The organism is Enterobacter cloacae complex sp. ESBL7 (assembly GCF_041679625.1).
Lineage (GTDB): Bacteria > Pseudomonadota > Gammaproteobacteria > Enterobacterales > Enterobacteriaceae > Enterobacter > Enterobacter asburiae_B.
On record NZ_JBGORN010000004.1, the window covers coordinates 62,311 to 80,746 of the forward strand.

General features: G+C 56.1%; 23 protein-coding genes and 1 tRNA gene. 16 read left to right on the forward strand and 8 right to left on the reverse strand.

The genetic code is table 11. The features are described from left to right. Window position 1 precedes the first annotated feature (1 nt). The 6 genes from ACERY3_RS16240 to ACERY3_RS16265 form a co-directional block, all read right to left on the reverse strand. A complete protein-coding gene (locus ACERY3_RS16240; RefSeq protein ID WP_373225999.1) occupies window positions 2-337 on the reverse strand; it encodes a hypothetical protein in 336 nt (111 codons plus the stop codon). Next, window positions 334-900, reverse strand: coding sequence for a DUF4123 domain-containing protein (locus ACERY3_RS16245; RefSeq protein WP_373226001.1), 567 nt, complete (start codon window positions 898-900; stop codon window positions 334-336). The genes ACERY3_RS16240 and ACERY3_RS16245 overlap by 4 nt, the downstream gene beginning before the upstream one ends. Next, window positions 834-2,849 carry a type VI secretion system tip protein VgrG gene (locus ACERY3_RS16250; protein WP_373226002.1) on the reverse strand — a complete coding sequence of 672 codons (2,016 nt, stop codon included), beginning with the start codon at window positions 2,847-2,849 and terminating at the stop codon, window positions 834-836. Before ACERY3_RS16250 ends, ACERY3_RS16245 begins: the two co-directional genes overlap by 67 nt. Before the next feature lie 68 nt (window positions 2,850-2,917). After that, the gene (gene tssM / locus ACERY3_RS16255; protein ID WP_373226145.1) at window positions 2,918-6,373 is read right to left on the reverse strand and encodes a type VI secretion system membrane subunit TssM; all 3,456 of its coding nucleotides are present in this window, start codon (window positions 6,371-6,373) and stop codon (window positions 2,918-2,920) included. 5 nt (window positions 6,374-6,378) lie between these two features. Beyond that, a complete protein-coding gene (gene icmH / locus ACERY3_RS16260; RefSeq protein WP_373226003.1) occupies window positions 6,379-7,260 on the reverse strand; it encodes a type IVB secretion system protein IcmH/DotU in 882 nt (293 codons plus the stop codon). A gap of 133 nt (window positions 7,261-7,393) precedes the next feature. Continuing rightward, complete coding sequence (locus ACERY3_RS16265; RefSeq protein WP_373226004.1) at window positions 7,394-7,546, reverse strand: hypothetical protein; 153 nt, start codon at window positions 7,544-7,546, stop codon at window positions 7,394-7,396. 624 nt (window positions 7,547-8,170) lie between these two features. On the opposite strand from ACERY3_RS16265, the gene ACERY3_RS16270 reads away from it, so the two are divergent. Further along, window positions 8,171-8,572, forward strand: coding sequence for a PD-(D/E)XK nuclease superfamily protein (locus ACERY3_RS16270; RefSeq protein WP_373226005.1), 402 nt, complete (start codon window positions 8,171-8,173; stop codon window positions 8,570-8,572). A gap of 62 nt (window positions 8,573-8,634) precedes the next feature. On the opposite strand, the gene ACERY3_RS16275 is transcribed toward ACERY3_RS16270, so the two are convergent. After that, the gene (locus tag ACERY3_RS16275; RefSeq protein ID WP_373226006.1) at window positions 8,635-9,195 is read right to left on the reverse strand and encodes a DUF3296 domain-containing protein; all 561 of its coding nucleotides are present in this window, start codon (window positions 9,193-9,195) and stop codon (window positions 8,635-8,637) included. 236 nt (window positions 9,196-9,431) lie between these two features. Between ACERY3_RS16275 and ACERY3_RS16280 the strand changes: the two genes are divergently transcribed. The 15 genes from ACERY3_RS16280 (at window position 9,432) to ACERY3_RS16350 (ending at window position 18,147) form a co-directional block, all read left to right on the forward strand. Next, on the forward strand, window positions 9,432-10,307 hold the full coding sequence (locus ACERY3_RS16280) for a GTPase family protein (RefSeq protein WP_373226007.1): 876 nt from the start codon (window positions 9,432-9,434) through the stop codon (window positions 10,305-10,307). 214 nt (window positions 10,308-10,521) lie between these two features. Further along, on the forward strand, window positions 10,522-11,229 hold the full coding sequence (locus tag ACERY3_RS16285) for a transcriptional regulator (RefSeq protein ID WP_373226008.1): 708 nt from the start codon (window positions 10,522-10,524) through the stop codon (window positions 11,227-11,229). 1 nt (window position 11,230) lies between these two features. Continuing rightward, a complete protein-coding gene (locus ACERY3_RS16290) occupies window positions 11,231-11,380 on the forward strand; it encodes a hypothetical protein (protein WP_373226009.1) in 150 nt (49 codons plus the stop codon). Window positions 11,381-11,487: 107 nt separating this feature from the next. Beyond that, a complete protein-coding gene (locus tag ACERY3_RS16295) occupies window positions 11,488-12,420 on the forward strand; it encodes an Ivy family c-type lysozyme inhibitor (protein WP_373226010.1) in 933 nt (310 codons plus the stop codon). A gap of 149 nt (window positions 12,421-12,569) precedes the next feature. Continuing rightward, window positions 12,570-13,388 carry a DUF932 domain-containing protein gene (locus ACERY3_RS16300; protein ID WP_373226011.1) on the forward strand — a complete coding sequence of 273 codons (819 nt, stop codon included), beginning with the start codon at window positions 12,570-12,572 and terminating at the stop codon, window positions 13,386-13,388. Between the two features lie 80 nt (window positions 13,389-13,468). Continuing rightward, on the forward strand, window positions 13,469-13,954 hold the full coding sequence (locus ACERY3_RS16305) for an antirestriction protein (RefSeq protein ID WP_373226012.1): 486 nt from the start codon (window positions 13,469-13,471) through the stop codon (window positions 13,952-13,954). A 112-nt stretch (window positions 13,955-14,066) separates the two neighbouring features. Beyond that, window positions 14,067-14,510, forward strand: a complete 444-nt coding sequence (locus ACERY3_RS16310; RefSeq protein WP_373226013.1) for an antirestriction protein — start codon at window positions 14,067-14,069, stop codon at window positions 14,508-14,510. Continuing rightward, on the forward strand, window positions 14,507-14,986 hold the full coding sequence (gene radC / locus ACERY3_RS16315; protein WP_373226014.1) for a DNA repair protein RadC: 480 nt from the start codon (window positions 14,507-14,509) through the stop codon (window positions 14,984-14,986). The genes ACERY3_RS16310 and radC overlap by 4 nt, the downstream gene beginning before the upstream one ends. Before the next feature lie 20 nt (window positions 14,987-15,006). Beyond that, window positions 15,007-15,228, forward strand: a complete 222-nt coding sequence (locus ACERY3_RS16320) for a DUF987 domain-containing protein (protein WP_279261681.1) — start codon at window positions 15,007-15,009, stop codon at window positions 15,226-15,228. Window positions 15,229-15,250: 22 nt separating this feature from the next. Continuing rightward, entirely contained in the window at window positions 15,251-15,607 is a 357-nt protein-coding gene (locus tag ACERY3_RS16325; RefSeq protein WP_373226015.1) for a type IV toxin-antitoxin system YeeU family antitoxin, read from the forward strand. A gap of 51 nt (window positions 15,608-15,658) precedes the next feature. Further along, window positions 15,659-16,033 carry a TA system toxin CbtA family protein gene (locus ACERY3_RS16330; RefSeq protein ID WP_373226016.1) on the forward strand — a complete coding sequence of 125 codons (375 nt, stop codon included), beginning with the start codon at window positions 15,659-15,661 and terminating at the stop codon, window positions 16,031-16,033. A gap of 98 nt (window positions 16,034-16,131) precedes the next feature. Further along, a complete protein-coding gene (locus tag ACERY3_RS16335; RefSeq protein ID WP_373226017.1) occupies window positions 16,132-16,509 on the forward strand; it encodes a TA system toxin CbtA family protein in 378 nt (125 codons plus the stop codon). Continuing rightward, window positions 16,506-16,997, forward strand: a complete 492-nt coding sequence (locus ACERY3_RS16340; protein ID WP_373226019.1) for a DUF5983 family protein — start codon at window positions 16,506-16,508, stop codon at window positions 16,995-16,997. Before ACERY3_RS16335 ends, ACERY3_RS16340 begins: the two co-directional genes overlap by 4 nt. Window positions 16,998-17,020: 23 nt before the next feature. Continuing rightward, entirely contained in the window at window positions 17,021-17,224 is a 204-nt protein-coding gene (locus tag ACERY3_RS16345; protein ID WP_373226020.1) for a hypothetical protein, read from the forward strand. A gap of 80 nt (window positions 17,225-17,304) precedes the next feature. After that, window positions 17,305-18,147 (forward strand): DUF4942 domain-containing protein, encoded by an 843-nt coding sequence (locus ACERY3_RS16350; protein WP_373226022.1) that lies wholly within the window; start codon window positions 17,305-17,307, stop codon window positions 18,145-18,147. Window positions 18,148-18,249: 102 nt separating this feature from the next. Here ACERY3_RS16350 and ACERY3_RS16355 read toward each other — a convergent pair. Further along, window positions 18,250-18,325, reverse strand: a tRNA-Ile gene (locus ACERY3_RS16355). Window positions 18,326-18,436 lie beyond the last annotated feature (111 nt).

An 18,436-nucleotide genomic window follows, 5' to 3' on the forward strand; every position in this document is an offset into this window, starting at 1 on the left:
GCTATGATTTCCTTTTAGCTAAGTTGACAGCGGCGTTCATCATGTCCCGCCAGCGCTGATTCGGGTCATCCGTTTCTTCCAGTGCCCTGCGTATTGCCGGTGAAGACGTCAGCCCCGGCTGGCAGGCTTCCATATACAAAAACGAATGCAGCAGGTTTGGCTCGTCGAGGTGTATCTGCCGGGCATACTGAAGCGCACCGGTTAAACGCGTCTTCAGCGTGGCCGGGTCTTTCAGCTCAAAACGGGTATCCGCTTCGGCCTCGCGGACGATACCGTCGATATAGTTTTCATCTTCTCTGGCAGACACCGCCTGCAGCTGCTTTGCACTGAATTTCATCGTTTCTCCTGCACGGTATCAAAAGGCGTCAGCGTAAAACGCTCGCCGTTATGCCGGTAATGCCACTGCTCAATCCCCGTTAAGAAATGTGCACGCTGTTCTTCTGAGAGGAGGGCGTTTATTGAATGCAGTACGCCGGGGTCGTAATAACGAAAGAGCGCCACCTGACCGTCATCCAGCCGGATGTTAAGCAGGGAGGCCAGATGCCCGGCCATCACGCTAAAATCCGTCCGGGTCTCCAGCCACGACACGGCGGGGGACTGCTGCTCCAGCTGAATCAGCTCATCCTCCCGTTCTGGTGCCTCTGCAATATTGATAAGCCACGGCCCGGCCCAGGCAATCTGTGCATCAGGGAAGGTGTTGAACAGCGGTAAGGCGGTTTCTTTGTCATAACTGAGTTCACGCCCGAAAGCGCGTTCATACTGCAGACCGCAAACCAGCGCGTACAGGCGCTTTGCCGGCATATCAGCGAGTTGTTCTGTCGTGAGAGGCTGCATCAGCTCTGCCCCCTGATGACCAGCGTCTGTCCGCTGCTGGCCGCCTTCATCATGCAGCTCAGGCACAGCGGCTTCAGTTCACCGGTGACCGGCAACAGCGCTGCCGGTGTTGGCGGTGGTGGTTCAGCGGGTATGCCTGGCACATCCGGCAATTTTCCGTTCCAGTCGCCCACCTGTCCCGGCGCACCACTTCCCAGGCCAATGGTGTCGCTGCTGGTGATGCCGGTGGGAGCGATGGTGATATAGTGTCCGTCAACCATAAACGTCAGCGACTCGCTGCATTCAAACACCATTTTTTTCCCGGCCATCAGGTGCATATCCTGCTGCGTCTGTGCGTAGAGGCTGTCTTTGGCCTGCAGATGAATATCCGCACCGCCATTCAGTGAGATATCCTTTTTCCCCAGCAGGCGATATTCGTTATCGACGGTGGTAAACAGGTTATTTTTGATATGTTCGGTTTTATCATTTCCGGTGATTTCATTGATATTATTCAGAATATCAACGTTCATATCCCGCTGTCCGTGCAGGTAGATTTGCTCCATCCCGGCTTTGTCTTCAAAGGATAGTTCGTTATAGCCTTTCCCCTGAACCGTGTCTGAACGCAGCACCATGCGGGTTTTATTCACCGGCAGGGGATAGGGTGCAAGATTCGTGGCATGGTACGTGCGTCCGGTAATAATCGGCTGGTCGGGGTCACCTTCCAGAAAGCTCACCACCACTTCATGACCCACGCGGGGAAGGGCGACCATGCCATAACGGCCACCCGCCCAGGCCTGGCTGACGCGCACCCAGCAGGAACTCAGGTCATCGCTGTTGCCGTAGCGGTCCCACGGGAATTTCACCTTCACGCGTCCGTATTCGTCGCAGTAGATTTCTTCGGTTGCCGGGCCGGTGACAATGGCTATCTGCGGGCCGTCCACCATCGGGCGTGCCGGCATCTGCATGCGCCAGGCTGTCCCGCCTTTGATGACACCGAAGGTGTTGGTAAAGGTGGTGGGCTTGTCACCCCCTTCCTCTTCCAGCGCCTGCGGCTGTTTTCCCTCATGCTTCACGTACACTACCTGCCACTGCGTGTTAAAGCTCTCGTTCTGGTGCTCTTCCAGCATAAACCGCAGCCCCGGACGCAGACCGGCGCAGTTTGACAGGCCATTGCCGGTGACCGCATCGGCCCTCAGCGCATCCAGGCGATACGCGCTGAAGGCTTTACCGCTCTCAGCCTGCTTGTAACGCCCCGGATAGTCGTAATACTCGTAGGGCTCACGCTGATGCGCCAGATCGTTACTGATTTTTTTATTCGACTGGTTGTAAGCCGGATTTTTAAAGCTGTAGTCCCGCAGCTCCACCGATGATGTTTGCACGGCTTCGCTGTAGCTGAACTGGCGGATATAGGCCCCCTGCTCAAGCCCCTGATTCGCCAGATTAAAGAACAGCGCTTCATCCTTTCTCTCCAGCGCCCCGGTATGGTCTGCAAAGACCACCCGGTGTTTGCCCGCCTCAAACTCATGCCAGAAAAACATCCCTTCTTCCGCCGCCAGCCGGGTAATAAAATCCAGATCGCTTTCCCGGTACTGTACGCAGTATTCGCGGGCGGCATGGTTCTGACGCAGCGAGAAGGCATAGTCCAGAATGCCCGCTTCCTCCAGGAGTTCACCGATAATGTCCTGCGGCTTTTTCACCTGGAAAATCCGGCAGTTGGTACGCAGCCCCGTACGCCACAGCGCCGGTCGCACGACGGCCTCATAGCGGGTGCGCCGGAATCCGGTGTCGCTCTGCGTAAAATGGCTGACAATACCGCTGACCCGACGCTGCAGTTCACCGTTGTACCAGACCATCAGCTCGCAGGACTGGTCCAGCACCTCCCCAAAATCAATGCCGGGCTGTGGGCTCGCCAGACTCAGCTTCAGTGCAAAGGGTTCACTCAGCCGTTCTTCCAGCGTGAAATCCACCACGCCAAAGGTGCTTTCCGGTAACGTCCCCACATTAACGGTAAAGCGTAATCCGTTGCTCTCTGTCACATAACGCTCCTGTTCTGTCTTTTGTGTTGTTTATCCGCCGGGTAGGGTCGTCTCAACGCGGCTCTGTACTAATAAAGCGTCTCCGGTAGCCGGAACCGGCTGAACAGCCCGGTGGCAAACGGGCTGTGGTCGGCATCGCTGTACACACGCCAGGTCATGGCCCCGTCATCCACGCTGAAACGCACATCAAATGAATCCCGGCTGGCCTGCGTCCGGTTGCCCGCATCCAGCAGGCGGAACATCGCCCAGGGACCGGTAAAGCCCAGGCTTCGCGGTGAGCGGGCATCGTCATCCGGTACCAGCGTCAGTTTGCTCTCTGCGCCGTCACGCAGGACGTTCGGCCAGTGCAGCGGGACTTTCTGCCGCCGTCCGTGGCTGTACTCCATCCGCTGACCGTCAAGGTTCAGCACGCCACGGCGTTTATTCGCGGTCAGCTCAACCGGCTCAACCACAAAATGCACCTCAGGCTGCCCCTGCGCGTTGAATAACGCATCCCGTATCAACTGCGCCTGTGCAAGCTGGCGTATCAGTTCCTGCAGGCTGGCATTGCCCGCCCCCTGTTTCAGTACGCCGCTGTCCAGCAGCGGTTTGAGACTGGACTGATAAAAGCCATCGAGTGTGCCGCCGGGGGCAAAGAAGCGGGTCACTTCAGACAGGGACGCATCCTGCGCAGAGGCCGGGTTGAAGGGATAGCGGTCAGCCAGGGTGTCGTTAAACGGGGTCAGCACCTGCTCAGTCCACGCCTGATTCAGGGATGACATGGCAAGCGAGGTCGTCACACCGGCGACCTGCGTTGCAATCTGACCGACCCAGCGATCCAGTGGCGCGGGCAGTCCCCGTGCATACTGTTGCAGACTGAAAGCCGGATCTTTATACGGTTCGCTCTGACGCAACTGCAGGGCCTTAAAGGCAGCAGCCCCCGGATCGCCGGCACTGTTTATCTGATCCAGCCACTGCGCCAGCGCGATGAGCCGCTGGTTTACGCCCTGGATCAGGGGCGTATTATCCCCGTGGCCTTTCAGGGTGTCGTCCAGTTGGGTAAAGGGACGCGCTATCCGGCTGAGGGTATCCCGCTGCTGTGCTGCTCCCTTTCCGGTCAGTGGACGAACGGCGGTGTTATCGCCGAGCAGGGAGACAATATGCCGGAAGGGCTGCTCATCGCCGGTAATGATGTTCAGCACCGACAGCGCCTGCTCCGGTGAATCAAACGGCTGAATATCCAGCGCGGATAACAGTTTCTGCCAGTGGCCGGTATAGTCGCTGATATAGCGATCGCTCACCTGGCGCTGAATTTCACTGCGATCCGCCTCGCTGAGCTGAACCTGCTCATGTTGCCCGAGCACCCACGCATCCAGCCCGGTCAAATCAAACAGCGTGTTATGCTGGCCCCGGAAAAAATCACTGTAGCCGGACCAGGTGAACAGACGCGGCACCGTACCGGCATGCGCATCACGCAGTACAAACACGCTGTCAAAACTTTGCCCGGTCTCATCCTGTACCCGCAAATCCGGTGGCAGCGTCGCGGTGGCCCGCACCATCAACCCCTGATACACCCGCTGATATAACGGCAAACGGCTCAGCTCCTGCTGTGCGTCAGCGACAGGTTGTGCAAAAGGCTTCCAGGCAGCAATGGCGTCCGGGTCTTTTTGTACCCGTGCTTTATGCCAGTCGGTATGTCTGAGGGCATAGTCCAGATGCTGCATCAGCTGTTGCTGGATTTGCCCCTGTTCCGGAAACGCCTTTTGCCAGCGCCAGGCCATATACTGCTCCACCAGCGGAATGCTGCGCCCCGACGCATCTTCTGTCATGCGCATCACGCGCAGTACCGACATTTTTTCTTCACTGGCGGGAGGGGCCTGCTGCAGGTCCTGTGCCAGCCCCGCCAGCACAGCCGGCAGAAACTGCTGCTGCAGTAATGCCAGATAAGATGTTTCCACACAGGGGCCGATACGGCCCCCCTGATACAGGCCCATATCAGCAAACAGGGAATTTTTGCTGCGATAATCACCGTAAGAGAGGGTGGCTTCACGAATAAGATCCAGTCGGGGAAGCTGGCCGGCAAGGGACGTCTGCAGCGTGGCCTGTTCGCGGGCGGTGCTGAATTGTTGTACGCGGGTCAGTACCTGATGACCTGCTGACGCGTTCAGCCGGTAGAAATGGTGCAGCGACAGAACCGACAACACGACCACCAGAAGGGTTACCCCGGACAGCATCGCCATACGCCGACGGCGGGCACGCTGATACTGTCGGTTCTCTCCGGCCAGGCTGGCCCCCGGAAATACGATCCGGGTAAAGAAATCGCGGACAAAAAAGGTGGTGGAGTCACCCTGCGCGGCGGCATTAAGCGGGGCCGGAAGGGCGTAGCGGCGGGATACAGCATCGGCAAAGGCATCAGACGGCACGCCCTGCTGATAGACCGAACTCAGCCACAGCCCCTGTAGTGGAAATGAGGTGGTCCCGTCGTCCTGCATGATGTCGTCGATGAGCGTCTGAATAAACGGTTTCAGCCCCACCAGTTGCCGGATAAACAGAAAGGCGCTGGCCGCTGATGACTGGCCTGTATTCGGTTGCCGGGTATCGCGGAGAAATGCGGTCAGGTCATTCAGCCAGAGGTCAATAAAGGCAGCAATATCATCAGCGCAGCCCCCGGCCTGCCGGGTTTCCGTACTGAAACGAACGCCCAGCAGTGACTGTCGGGACGTGTGATCCAGCTGCTGACTGAATGCGCTGAAGCCGTCCAGGTTATCCACATGCGTCAGCATGACATACACCGGCAGGCGGGTATGCATGGCCGAGGCGATCTCCCGCAGGCGCTCACGCAGCAGCTGCGCACAGTGGCGCCGGCGGGTGATGCCAGCGGTGGACAGCCACGCCACATCCAGCGTCAGCACCAGTCCGTTCAGCGGCTGTCGGCGGCAGCGGGTCGTCAGCCAGCCCAGCAGATGATGCCAGAGCAGGGCATCCGGAGGACTGCCTTCATCTCCGCTCATCTGAGGCTGAAACAGCAAATCCCCGTCAGGATCGACAACCACTGCCTCATCCCCCAGCCAGCAATCGACCTTCTGGCCTTTGTGCAGCGTCGCTAACTCATGGTCCAGACGGGGGTTGAGTTTACCTGCCGGACAGGCTCGTTGCAGCAGGCTACTTTTACCGCTGCGGGGCAGCCCCAGCATCAGAAACCACGGCGTATTGTCACGGGAAGCAGACTGCCGGTCCTGAGCATCCAGCCAGGCATTGAGGAAGCGCTCTTGTTTTTCAACGGCATTCGGCTGCGATGCCGGTTTCCGCTGCAGGCGTATTCTGAACCAGAGGCGGCAGAGAGCAACGACGCAAAGCACCCATAGCCAGAACAGGGTGAAAAGCAGGCGGGGCCAGAGACCCGAGAGGGGAGAGGTTTCCTGAATGACCAGGCGTGGTCCGGCCCACCAGGCTGCGACCAGAACCAGACTCCAGAGCACTATAGCGGCAAGCCACCATGACGGCCTGAACGCCAGGGCCACGTTTTTTTTCAGTATGGAGATCATGCGGTTCACTTCAGTAACTCCCCTAACTGATGGAGTACATCAAGCGTCTGCTGATGAAGGAGATGGTGAAAGATGCTGAACACGACCGCCACCAGCGACAGGCCCGCGCCCGGGATGACCCACAGCGAGGTTTGTCGCGCCAGAGGCCAGGCACCGGGGGGCGGCTGCCCCGCGTCAACAAAGCGAACAGGGTGACGGGATGCAGGTTTCGGGTACAGAAGGTGATGAAGGCGCTGCGTGATGGCGTGAAGTTCGCTGTCGCCCTGGGGGCTGACGGCATACCGCCCTTTAAAGCCCAGCATCAGGCACTGCAGCATAAATTCCAGAATGTCACGGTAACGCCGGGGCTCTGTCTGCAATTTATCGAGGACGGCGAAGACTTTCTCGCCGCCCCAGGTCTCCCCATGAAACTGTGACAACAGGGAGTTTTTCGCCCACTCGCTCTGGCTTCCCCATTCATGCGCCATTACGGCTTCATCGATATACGTGCACAGCATGTATCGGAACGGCAGCAGCACCTCATGCCCGTAACCCTGTTGCTTCAGTTCCTGTTCAATGACCTCAATCTCATTCGAGACCTGCCGCCAGAGTGAGGCGACATCTTCATACAGGGTCAGCGTGCGGATGCGTATCACCATGCCGAACAGGGGCGTGGTGGCGTCGATTATGGGGTTCAGGCTGTTGCCACGCAACGCAAAACGGTAATCCGGGTCATTATCATCGGGATGGGGGGAATAACTGAAAAAACCGTCATATTTGTCTTTCGGCGCGGAGGTACTGGTCGTGCTACCCGGTATATTTTCTTCGGGGATGTGTTCTGCTGAGGGCGGGGAAGTATTAAGAAGGGTGCTGGCGGTTTCTGTGGTCTGTGATAAGTCGATTTCCATCGTTGCTCCTGGATCCGCATCCCTGAATATGGCTTTTTCTACAGACTGAAACTGACGTGTTGCGGCGCTGAGTGCCACTCAGTAAGCCACCGCGGCTTACGCACGTTGTTAAACTCAGCCTCCGGACGGGGTATCATGCTGTTGTAGCGCACACCTGCACGGTCAGTACCGCACGACTGGCTTTCCCCGGCGGTATACGTTTATCGGTTAAGGCATCTGCATTCGGCTGAGCACTGCCCTGGTTGTCATTTACCCTGCGCCAGGCAGAAGGATTTTCAGTGCTCATGCGAATGTGTTCTCCGGTCACGTGAGGCCTTCCTTATTCATCGCAGGCAGAAAAGCTGGCACCGTGTCTGCCCTGTACCGGCGAGCAGACGCGTATACTAAACACTCGGTATTAACCACACAATTACTAAATGTTAACATTCCGTGTCGTTATCATTCAGCATGTTAATAGTGTTACATCCTGTCAGACACTGAATGCTGATGCTGCTGATAGTCAGATACCAGGCAAAAATCACCCGCCCACATACGGGCATGAAGCGGGGACAACTTCAGCGATTTTTTCGTGATGATTGTCATTATTTGAGGCTGGCGGTTGTACTGTTGCCGGGAAACATAGAGGGGGGAGATTACGTGCTTAACGCCTGGACTATTCAGATTCATTGCTTAATGTGCCGTGCACGACAGGGACGGGAAATACATTTCTGAAATAAAAAAATATCTGGCGATACGGTTATTATCATAAAGTTACATAACTTAATCCTCATTAAGAGTCGCATCGAAATTATTTGCAGTTCTTGTAGTCCAATACAATAACCCTGTTTTAAACTTCATTCAGCTCCTGAAAACTGAATGTCAGCCCCAGGAGCAAAACAGAGACAAATGAATAAAAAACAGGGAGAGAGGAATGTCCAGAGCAGAATTATTACGTGATATTGAAGCAATTGTATCAGGAGCAGGCTTTGAGTTGAATAACTCAGAAACCCCGATGACATTTAAGAAAAATGTCAGTTATTCAGGGTTGATTGCCGGTAAAAATGAAATAGCACATTTTTTGTTATTCACTAACAGCGGAACGATTCAAATAACCGCCAAATGGCAGGAAGTGAACGGTACGGCAATAGAGAAATTAGGCCATACCGCCCTTGATGCGCAGAACACACAACATCAACACTATTTTGTTGTCTGTGGTGGAGGTAAGCTGGTGACAAGGGCTATCGATTACTTAAATGGCCGACAATCTTTAGCCCCACGCCTCAGGGCAATGGAGGTCAGGGAGCTGGAGTCTGCTCTCGAAGCTATCATTTAAAGCCCGGAAGGGCTTTTTTGCCATTATGCATTGTTTTTTCTGAGCCTGCAGTGCCCGGATTATTAACCCGTAACACCAGACCTTGCTGTCGCGACAGATTCCAGCATTGTCTGTACCTGTGCTTTCAGCTGGTTAAATGGCGCCGTGAAGGTTCCCCGGCCAGTGCGACTGATAACGAGCGGAGTGATAGCCGTTACGCCAGCGCTGGCAGTACCGGTGACCGCTTGCCAGGCTTCAGCAATAATCGTGTTCAGCGCCTGTAGCGCACTGTCGGCCAACTGCGGGTTTCGTTCTGTCCCCAGCGTATCGAGATTGAGCATCAGCACCATTTTGCATTCTGGCGCGCAGGCCGCCTCCCATATCCAGCGTAGCACCGTCGGCGGTGAATTCTTACGCACCTGCTGACGTTCCTGAGAGTATGCACCAGTACGCAGCCACACCTCAGTGTGAAAGCGTGAAATCAACGCGTGGTAATCGGCCAGGGTTTCGCGGTGCTGCAACACCAGGGTAAAACTGAACGCCGCCAGCCGTGGATAATGGTCCACAGCCTGTTGCAGAAAGGTGAGTATATTTACCGGCGCTGTCGGGTTGCTGGCGTTTGCAGCAGGTGAATAAAGATTCATAAAGGCTCTCTCTTTAATTTACTGGATAAACGTTGAAGTGGCGTGCTGGCATCTCATGTCACAGATGTGCTGTTAACCAGCTGCCCCATATCAATGCGTTCGCCCGGTAATGAGAGAACCTTCAGGCTTAACCCTGGTTACAATCCAAATAATTTCAGACAGATATTATCTTCGTGAATCCCCCGCCTCCCTGACCGGAGCGCGGGGATTTTTATTATTCACGCTGAGAACCCTGTATGACTAAACCTCGCGGCCTTCAGGCCCTTGAACAACCGCTGGCGTCGCTTCCCGATACGCTTCGCCAGCTTATTTTTGAACGTATTCAGAACCTCACCCACTACGAGCCGGTGATTGGCATCATGGGCAAAACCGGGGCGGGTAAAAGCAGCCTCTGCAATGCCCTGTTTCACGGCGAGGTTTCCCCGGTCAGCGACGTGGCCGCCTGCACCCGTGAGCCGCTGCGCTTTCGTCTGCGCAGCGGCAACCACAGCCTGATGCTGATGGATTTACCCGGCGTGGGGGAGAGTGAGCAACGGGACCGGGAATACGATGCGCTCTACCAGCGCGTCCTGCCGGAGCTTGACCTTATCCTCTGGGTCATCAAAGCCGACGACCGGGCCCTGTCGGTGGATGAGCGGTTTTACCGGCGCGTGATGAACGGCTACCGACACCGGGTCCTGTTCGTGGTCAACCAGGCCGACAAGACCGAGCCCTGCCATGAGTGGGATACCGTTGCCTGTGGTCCTTCCCCGCGTCAGCGGGCCAACCTGGAGACGAAACGGGCCGCCCTGCAAGCGCTTTTTACCCCGTCACACCCGGTCTGTCTGGTCTCTGCCCGCACTGGGTGGGCGCTTGAAACGACGGTGGACACCATAATGTCCTGCCTGCCCGACCGGGCAACCAGCCCGCTGACCACGCAACTGCATCGCCGGCTTTGCACGGAGCCGGTAAAAAAGCGGGCCCGTGACGGCTTTGGTGACGCGGTAGGCAGCGCGTTCGATGCGGCAGCGTCGTCATCGCGCATTCCCGCGCCGCTGAAAACGGTGATGCGTGCCGTGCGCGACACCGTGGTGTCGGTGGCGCGGGCCGTCTGGGACTGGATATTCTTCTGACTCGTCGCTGGCCCGACCACGCAGGGAGGACACACCCTGTCCGTTTTGGGTAATCCCCCCCCTAAAAAAAGAGCGGAGTTACCCGCCAGGTCGCATCCTTCCTGAAATCCACTAATTTAAAAAATCGTCTTTCAGTGTCCATACCCTGCCACACCCCCTTGTTACACTAACCCACATCTTTTCAGTGAATTAGCTTACCGGAGAACGAAGCCTTATGACTCAGGCTGAACGTCGCCATGACCGGCTTGCCGTCAGACTGTCGATGATTATTGGCCGTCTGGTGGCAGGCGAAACGCTGGATATGCGCAAACTGGCCGCCGAGTTTGGTGTGTCGATCCGCACCCTGCGGCGGGATTTTCGTGAACGGCTGATGTATCTCGATCTGGAGTACCGTCAGGGCCGGTGTCGCCTGCTTTCCGGCAGCCGCCAACGGGAGCTGGCGGTAATAACCTTTGCCCGCCAGTCGGGCGTTGAGACGCTATTTCCGGGGCTGGACAGCCATCTGGTCAGAACCCTGCTCCGTGGCCCCGGCGAGTCCCCCTGCCTTATCTGGCAGGGGCATTCTGCACAGACCACCACTGATAGTGAGGTCTTTACCCGGCTGGTGAATGCCGTCTCGGAATGCAAAAAGGTGACCCTGCGCGGCAACGGGGGCTGCCATACCGATATCGCCCCCTACCGGCTGGTACTGAATGACGGTGGCTGGTATCTGACAGGAACACACCAGACCCGCATCATCGCGCTGCCGTTGACAGATATCCGCGTCGTCATGCTCCATCCCGGCAGTTTCATCCCCGACGTAACCGTACGCGACATCCTGTCCCGCACAGACTTTTTACAGGCGTTACCTCATTTCCGGTTCATCGGTGAAGTGCTGTCCGGCTTCGCCCCTGAACCACATCAACCCGCAACCGAAGGATAACATGATGAAAATAAGACGTATCACACCCGGCAACCCGACTTCCGGCAAACGCTGCCCGGACTGCGGCTCTCACGACACCATCCCCTGGTCTGACGGCTGGATGTGTCGCGACTGCGGCTGTGAGTGGGGTAAGGATAATGGTTACCTGTAGAGGAAACTGATGGGTTCCTGGCACACCGCATTCTGCGTGACCGGGGCGACCGTTAATCACCATCACAGGGCCGGAACGGGCCCTGTTTTTATTTCAGGAAACTAAAAATGATGAAAAAGGTAAAACATTCTGCCTGCGCGAAATGGCTGGCCTTCGGCCTGCTTGTTGTGGTCAACAGCAGTTATGCCGCCTCCCGTGTGACAACAGCGGCTCAGGCCGCTCAGTGTCAGCCGGATACGCAGGAAAACGGCTATAACGGGACCTGCCCGTATCCTGCTGACCTCTACCACGCCGACCCCGTCTGGAAAAAAGATATGGAGTCAGCCTTACAACAGGCGGGGGTCCGCAACGTGCTTGGGCCTGATGGCAGTCTGAACGGGCCGGAAGAGCCGCTGGAGCCTGTCACCGTCGGGGGTAAGCAATGGCTTCAGGGCTCGCTGTGTGAACAGGGGAACTGTGGCGACCATTACCTGCGCTTTTTGTATTCACCGGGTACGCATCAGGTTCTTGGCTTCTACGTTGACGGTCAGGCTCGCTGGGTCGGGAAACCCTCGGCAGAAGAGGCAAAACTGTTGCGCGGCGATGCCGATGCCATCGCGGAGAAAACACCGCTACCGGCTGCGCCTGCGGATGGGGCACCGGCAGACACTATCTGGACCTTTAAAGGGGACAATGGCAAATCGTTATGGCAGGTCTGTGGCGGTCAGAACAGCAGCTGTACCATTATCGCCAACACGAAATATTACGTTGCCGTGCTGAACAGAAAGTCTGCACACAGTTGCGCTTTTGGTGATTTTTATGTCGCCGCCCGCGATACCGCATCATGGCGACAGTACGATACCGGCACCTGCAGCGCTGATGCGTATATTCGCAAAGGCACCATCAGCCACGGGCAGTACCTGTCTGTCGATATTGGCGTTAACGGCGTGCTCGTGAAACAGTTCCCCATCGGCTACTGGTCAATGAGAAAAGAGTTCTCCGGTAAAAACCGCCCTTCATGGGATAAAGCTAAAGCCAACGCGAAGAAATCCCAACAATAAGGCTGCGTGTCGTTTCAGCCGATAACGTCACTCCGCTCAGCTATCGCTGGCAGCAGTAACAGTACCATCAGGAATTATTCACTCTCAGGCCATGCCTCCTTCGGGACGCATGGCTTTTTTGTTTTAAACCTCAGAATCAGGAACTTATCATGCGTTTAGCCAGCCGCTTCGGGCGGACAAACCAGATCCGTCGCGATCGTCCGTTAACCCGCGAAGAACTGATGCAGGTCGTTCCCAGCGTATTCAGTGCAGATCGCCACGGTTCCAGGAGCGAAAAATACGCTTACATACCCACCATTACTCTGCTCGAAAATCTTCAACGCGAAGGCTTTGAACCCTTCTTCGCCTGCCAGTCACGCGTACGCGACCCTGACCGCCGGGAGCATACCAAACACCTTCTGCGCCTGCGACGGTCGGGCCAGATAAACGGTCAGCATGTGCCTGAAATCATTATTCTTAATTCTCACGATGGCAGCAGCTCATACCAGATGCTGCCGGGGCTGTTCAGAGCCATCTGCACCAACGGGCTCGTCTGCGGACAGTCGTTCGGTGAAATTCGTGTACCGCATCGTGGCGATGTGGCCGGGAAAGTGATTGAGGGGGCTTATGAAGTGCTCGGTGTCTTTGACCGGGTGGAAGAGAAGCGTGATGCCATGCAGTCGCTGCTGTTACCACCACCCGCACAACATGCCCTGGCAAACGCCGCACTGACCTACCGCTTTGGTGAAGAACACCAGCCGGTCACCGCCACGCAGATACTGGCGCCACGACGGTATGAAGACCGGCAGGATGACCTGTGGACGACATACCAGAGACTGCAGGAGAACCTGTTGAAAGGCGGTCTACCTGGACGTACCGCCAAGGGCAAACGCAGCCACACCCGCGCGGTTAACGGCATTGATGGTGACGTAAAACTCAACAGAGCGCTCTGGGTCATGGCCGAGAACATGATGGATCTGCTGAGCTAATCACCCGCCGCATCACGCCACCGACACCAGACCCCATTCTGTTAACGCCACCAAATTTTTAATATATAAGGAAAAACATAATGACCAACATGATTAATCTCAATGACCCTTTATCGTTACAGCCGCAGCCTGTTGCGGATAACACCCCGCCCGCGCTAACCGCTACGCTCGTAGCGGACGAACAGCGTCTCAGCTTCTGGCCGCAGCACTTCGGCAGCATACCGCAGTGGATAATCCTCGAACCGACTGCCTTCGCGTGGATGGACCGCTTCTGTGCAGACTACAGCGGCGGCATCTGGAATTTTTATACGCTCAGCAACGGCGGCGCCTTTATGGCTCCGGAGGCGAATGAAAATACCGATGAACACTGGTCACTGTTCAACACCCTGAACGGTAACGGCGGTGAGCTCAGCGGCGAGGCCGCCGGGATTGCAGTTTGTCTGATGACTTACAGCCACCACGCCATGCGCACCGAATGCGATGCCATGACGGAACATTATTACCGACTTCGGGACTACGCGCTCAGCCATCCCGAATGCAGCGCCATCATGCACATTATCGACTGAGACAGGCGCTCAGCAACATCATGTCCCTCCCCAAAGTAACAGCCATCCTCATCTTCGCGCCCGCGTTATTCCGTCCACCAGGACAGGGCGTTATCCTTCAGAAGGAATACCGATGACAAACATAACACCGGGGCCCGTCACCGCCTCACGCGTGCCCGATGAACTGCGGGCGGGATTCTGGTCCCGTCACGTCGGCACCGCGCCACAGTGGTACGCCCTGGAGCACCACATTCAGGGCACCATGGCACGAATGAGCCCCGGTTATCGACCGGGGCAGTGGCATTACTGCACCCTCAGCAACGGCGGTATCTTTATTCTGCCTGATGCCGCAGAAGACACCCTGTGGCCGATGCGCAATACGCTTTTCGACCGCAACGCCCGCCTCAGCACCCCGGCAGCAGGAATGACCGTCAGCCTGATGACGTACGCGCTCCAGGCGTACCAGACAGAGTCTGACACCCTCATCGGTCATTATCACCGACTGCGGGCGTTCATCGTTCAACACCCCGAGGCTCAGGATATCCTGAGCCTTATCGACGCAGGCCAGACAACATGACCCCACCGTTACCCCGCTTTGCCGCCGCACTTCCGGTATCCGCACAGCACACCATCCGGGAAGCCTTAACCCTGCTGGAGCAGCAGCTGCGCGAACCCGGCGCGACGTTTACCTCCACCACCGCCGTTCGCGACTGGCTCCGACTGCAGCTTGCCACGCTGGAGCGCGAAGAGTTTGTGGTGCTCTTTCTGGACAATCAACACCGCCTGATAGCCTATGAAACGCTGTTCACCGGCACCCTCAACCATACGCAGGTCCATCCCCGCGAAGTGGTGAAGGCCGGCCTGAAACATAATTGCGCTGCTGTCATTGTGGCGCATTGCCACCCGTCAGGCCTTGCCGAACCCAGCAATGCAGACCGTAAAATTACAGAACGCCTGCAAGCCGCGCTGGAACTGGTCGAAATACGGCTACTTGACCATCTGGTGGTGGGCGGGATGGATACTGTGTCTTTTGCCGAACGTGGCTGGCTGTAGCACAACAGAGAATTAACCGTATGAAAATCATCCCCAAACGTCAGGCGATGACGATATATCGCCAGCATCCACAGGCCCGGTTATTTCGCTTCTGTACCGGAAAATATCAGTGGTCCGGCAGTATCTGCCACTATGCCGGGCGGGAGGTGCAGGATATCAGTGGCGTGCTCGCCGTCTTTGCGGAACGCCGTCAGGACCGCAACGGCCCGTACGTCGTATTACGCAGCGTTACGCTGAATTAACTGACGTTTAAGGAGAACACCTTTGTCTAATACATCCCCCGCAAACCACGATATCGCTGAGCCCTGGTGGGGGCTTAAACACGATATGACCCCGTGTTTTGGCGCTCGTCTGGTGCAGGAGGGCAACCAACTGCATTACCTGGCTGACCGCGCCAGCATCACCGGCACCTTCACCGACGCGGATTTACGCCATCTCGACCAGGCGTTTCCGGTACTGATGAAGCAGCTGGAGCTGATGCTCGTTTCCGGTGAGCTTAATCCCCGCCATCAACACAGCGTCACGCTCTACGCGAAAGGACTGGTATGTGACGCCGACACCCTCGGCTCGCATGGCTACCTTTATCTGGCGATTTATCCCACCCCCGCAACAACCGCATAAACCATCGAACCACTTTCCCACGTTTTACCCCATTAACTAAGAGATCTAACAATGAGAATTTATCCTGTTTCCGCAAAACGGGCCGCAGAGATTGAGCGCTTACCCCATGTGCCACCCGTTGTCGTGTGGCAGCGCCTCCTGACATATCTGCTGGAGCATCACTACGGCCTGACGCTCAACGATACGCCGTTTGGCGATGATGGCATTATCCAGGAATGCATTGACGCCGGTGATTCGCTGGTTGATGCCCTGAATGAGATGGCTGAAGACAACAATCTGGAACGTACTGATAACCGGGGAAAATCACTTCTGTTCAGCTCGTCGCTGCTCACACCTGCAGATATTCTGAGCGCCCAAAATGCGGTGGGTCTGGCAGGCAACAGCGCCACCCTCATTATCAACGCTCCGTCGTCGCTCAGAAGCTAACTCCTCACCATCACACCGCCGTCTGGTACAGGCGATCCGCCACGCCAGTATCCGTTGTCGTAACGGCTAGCGATTCTTTATTAACCGGAGTAAACCCAATGCAAACCCAACCACTCTCCCCCACAGGGGCAGCCCCGTCACGCCTGTCCCCCGTTGAAATCTGGCAGCAGCTCCTGAGCCACCTGCTTGACCAGCACTATGGCCTCACGCTTAACGACACGCCCTTTGGCAACGACAGCGTCATTCAGGAACATATCGACGCCGGGATCTCCCTGTGCGACGCCGTGAATTTTATCGTGGAAAAGTACGATCTGATACGTACCGATCGCCGCGGTTTCAGCGCAGAAACACAGTCACCGCTTCTCACCAGTATCGATATTCTGCGGGCCCGGAAGGCGACCGGGCTGATGACCCGTCATGGCTACAGGGCCGTTACCGACATCACCACAGGCAAATACCGGGAGGTGCAACCATGAAGCTGTCCCTCACCGTGGAAGCCGATGCCATCAACGTACTGGCCCTCAACATGGGCCGGATCGCTGTGGATATTGACGGTATTGAACTGACCGACCTGATCAATGTGGTGAACCAGAACGGTTATTCGCTTCGCGTTGCTGACGAACCGGGGAAACTGATTGTTGAAGATCCACTTCCGCCCGTTGCCCGCCTGAACGGCATTCAGTGCAGCACTGCACATATCACGGCGGAAGACAATGCTCTGCTGTTTACCCTTTCACACCAGCATGAAGACTTTGGCGACCAGGAATGGATTAGTTATACCGGCTCGGGTTATCTGCTCCACCTGGGCGCGTGGTCGTTCCCGGTCTTACGCCTCAAACGCCTCGGTCTGTCAAAAGCCTGCCGTCGGTTATTAGTGACGCTTATCCGTCGCTACGCCGCAGCCATTGTTCATCTGGATGCCTTTGGCGAAGTGTTGCCGGGCTTCGCTACGTTTGACTGGTAGCTCAATCTCCATAAGGTTTTCACATGCCGGAATTAACCACCGAATCGGCACTCAACATTCTGATTCACTGGCTGCAGGACAATATCAGTTGCGGCACTGGCATTATTTTCGACAACGATGAAGACAAGACAGATTCGGCAACGCTGCTGCCCTGGATTGAGCCGGCGCGAAACCATGTTCGTAATCTCCGCCATCTTCAGCTTCTGCAACAGACCAGAACCCGTTAGCCACCGAACCATACTCACCACACACCTATAAGCGCCAGCCCTTACCGGCTGGCGCTTTGTTTTATATAAAGGAAATAAAAATGTCAGAACTGACTCTCACCGAACCCGAAGTGTTCACCGGCCATACCGATGTGATTTGCTCCACCAGCATTGAGCGCATCGTCACCGGACGCAACGCGGCGCTGGCGCAAATTGAAACGCTGATACGCCAGCTAGAAGATATCTCGACGCTGACCAGCAACATCGGCGGTGGTAAAGCAAATGAATGGGGAGTGCGGCAATACCGCTACGACTGCTGGCTGATGGAAGATACTGATACGGCCATGAGAGCCATTACCCGCAATATCGATCGTGGTATATGGCGGGATCTGATGCAAAAGTCCGGGATGCAGTCGATTATGGACGCTCAGGCGCGTGATGAGTGGTACAACAGTCTGGAAAAGGAGGATATCCCGGCGATCTCTGAAGCCAATATTATCAGCACGTTTGAGCAACTGCATTTGAACAAGGGGGAAGTGTTTGAGCGAGGCGTCATTAACGTCTTCAAAAACTTATCGTGGGATTTTAAGAGTCATTCGCCCTGTAAGTTCGGCGCGAAAATTATTGTTACCGGGCTGGTCAAATATGACCGCTGGGGATTTGGGCTTAACTGGGGCTGGCAGCGTGACCGCCTGGCAGACCTTGAGCGTATGCTGATGCTTCTGGATGGTAAGCCGGTTCCTGACAACCGCGCTGACGTTACCCGCCGTCTCGGCGATCATATCCATGAAAACAGACACAGCACTCGCTATGAGGATGAGATGTTTGCGATCAAGTACTTTCAGAAGGGAACCGCGCATATCACGTTCAGGAGACCAGAACTGGTCGATAAACTGAATGACATCATCGCCCGGCACTATCCGGGGGCGCTTGCGGCGATATGAAGAAGGCAGGGAAGTAAATCCTTACCTGACCCATTACCTGACCCAAATTGCATTCAAAGAAAAAGGAGTCAGACAATTTCTCATCTAACTCCTTGTTTTGTTTGGTGGCCCCTACTGGACTTGAACCAGTGACCAAGCGATTATGAGTCGCCTGCTCTAACCACTGAGCTAAGGGGCCGTGGCGGTGAATTATAAAGTAACTCCCCGCAGCAATCCAGCCATTCACACCTGCCTGCTGTTTTTATAAACAACGCATAATCAATCCTTTATACTTCCCAGACGATGTATC

Excerpts from the sequence above, each read along its gene's own strand:
- ACERY3_RS16290 (WP_373226009.1), top strand. The coding sequence starts at position 11,231 with ATGATGAAAATAAGACGTATCACACCCGGCAACCCGACTTCCGGCAAA.
- ACERY3_RS16280 (WP_373226007.1), top strand. The coding sequence starts at position 9,432 with ATGACTAAACCTCGCGGCCTTCAGGCCCTTGAACAACCGCTGGCGTCG.
- ACERY3_RS16265 (WP_373226004.1), bottom strand. The coding sequence starts at position 7,546 with ATGAGCACTGAAAATCCTTCTGCCTGGCGCAGGGTAAATGACAACCAG.
- tssM (WP_373226145.1), bottom strand. The coding sequence starts at position 6,373 with ATGATCTCCATACTGAAAAAAAACGTGGCCCTGGCGTTCAGGCCGTCA.
- ACERY3_RS16330 (WP_373226016.1), top strand. The coding sequence starts at position 15,659 with ATGAGAATTTATCCTGTTTCCGCAAAACGGGCCGCAGAGATTGAGCGC.
- radC (WP_373226014.1), top strand. The coding sequence starts at position 14,507 with ATGACCCCACCGTTACCCCGCTTTGCCGCCGCACTTCCGGTATCCGCA.
- ACERY3_RS16240 (WP_373225999.1), bottom strand. The coding sequence starts at position 337 with ATGAAATTCAGTGCAAAGCAGCTGCAGGCGGTGTCTGCCAGAGAAGAT.
- ACERY3_RS16345 (WP_373226020.1), top strand. The coding sequence starts at position 17,021 with ATGCCGGAATTAACCACCGAATCGGCACTCAACATTCTGATTCACTGG.
- ACERY3_RS16275 (WP_373226006.1), bottom strand. The coding sequence starts at position 9,195 with ATGAATCTTTATTCACCTGCTGCAAACGCCAGCAACCCGACAGCGCCG.
- ACERY3_RS16305 (WP_373226012.1), top strand. The coding sequence starts at position 13,469 with ATGACCAACATGATTAATCTCAATGACCCTTTATCGTTACAGCCGCAG.
- ACERY3_RS16270 (WP_373226005.1), top strand. The coding sequence starts at position 8,171 with ATGTCCAGAGCAGAATTATTACGTGATATTGAAGCAATTGTATCAGGA.
- ACERY3_RS16335 (WP_373226017.1), top strand. The coding sequence starts at position 16,132 with ATGCAAACCCAACCACTCTCCCCCACAGGGGCAGCCCCGTCACGCCTG.
- ACERY3_RS16285 (WP_373226008.1), top strand. The coding sequence starts at position 10,522 with ATGACTCAGGCTGAACGTCGCCATGACCGGCTTGCCGTCAGACTGTCG.
- ACERY3_RS16295 (WP_373226010.1), top strand. The coding sequence starts at position 11,488 with ATGATGAAAAAGGTAAAACATTCTGCCTGCGCGAAATGGCTGGCCTTC.
- ACERY3_RS16350 (WP_373226022.1), top strand. The coding sequence starts at position 17,305 with ATGTCAGAACTGACTCTCACCGAACCCGAAGTGTTCACCGGCCATACC.
- ACERY3_RS16300 (WP_373226011.1), top strand. The coding sequence starts at position 12,570 with ATGCGTTTAGCCAGCCGCTTCGGGCGGACAAACCAGATCCGTCGCGAT.
- ACERY3_RS16320 (WP_279261681.1), top strand. The coding sequence starts at position 15,007 with ATGAAAATCATCCCCAAACGTCAGGCGATGACGATATATCGCCAGCAT.
- icmH (WP_373226003.1), bottom strand. The coding sequence starts at position 7,260 with ATGGAAATCGACTTATCACAGACCACAGAAACCGCCAGCACCCTTCTT.
- ACERY3_RS16340 (WP_373226019.1), top strand. The coding sequence starts at position 16,506 with ATGAAGCTGTCCCTCACCGTGGAAGCCGATGCCATCAACGTACTGGCC.
- ACERY3_RS16310 (WP_373226013.1), top strand. The coding sequence starts at position 14,067 with ATGACAAACATAACACCGGGGCCCGTCACCGCCTCACGCGTGCCCGAT.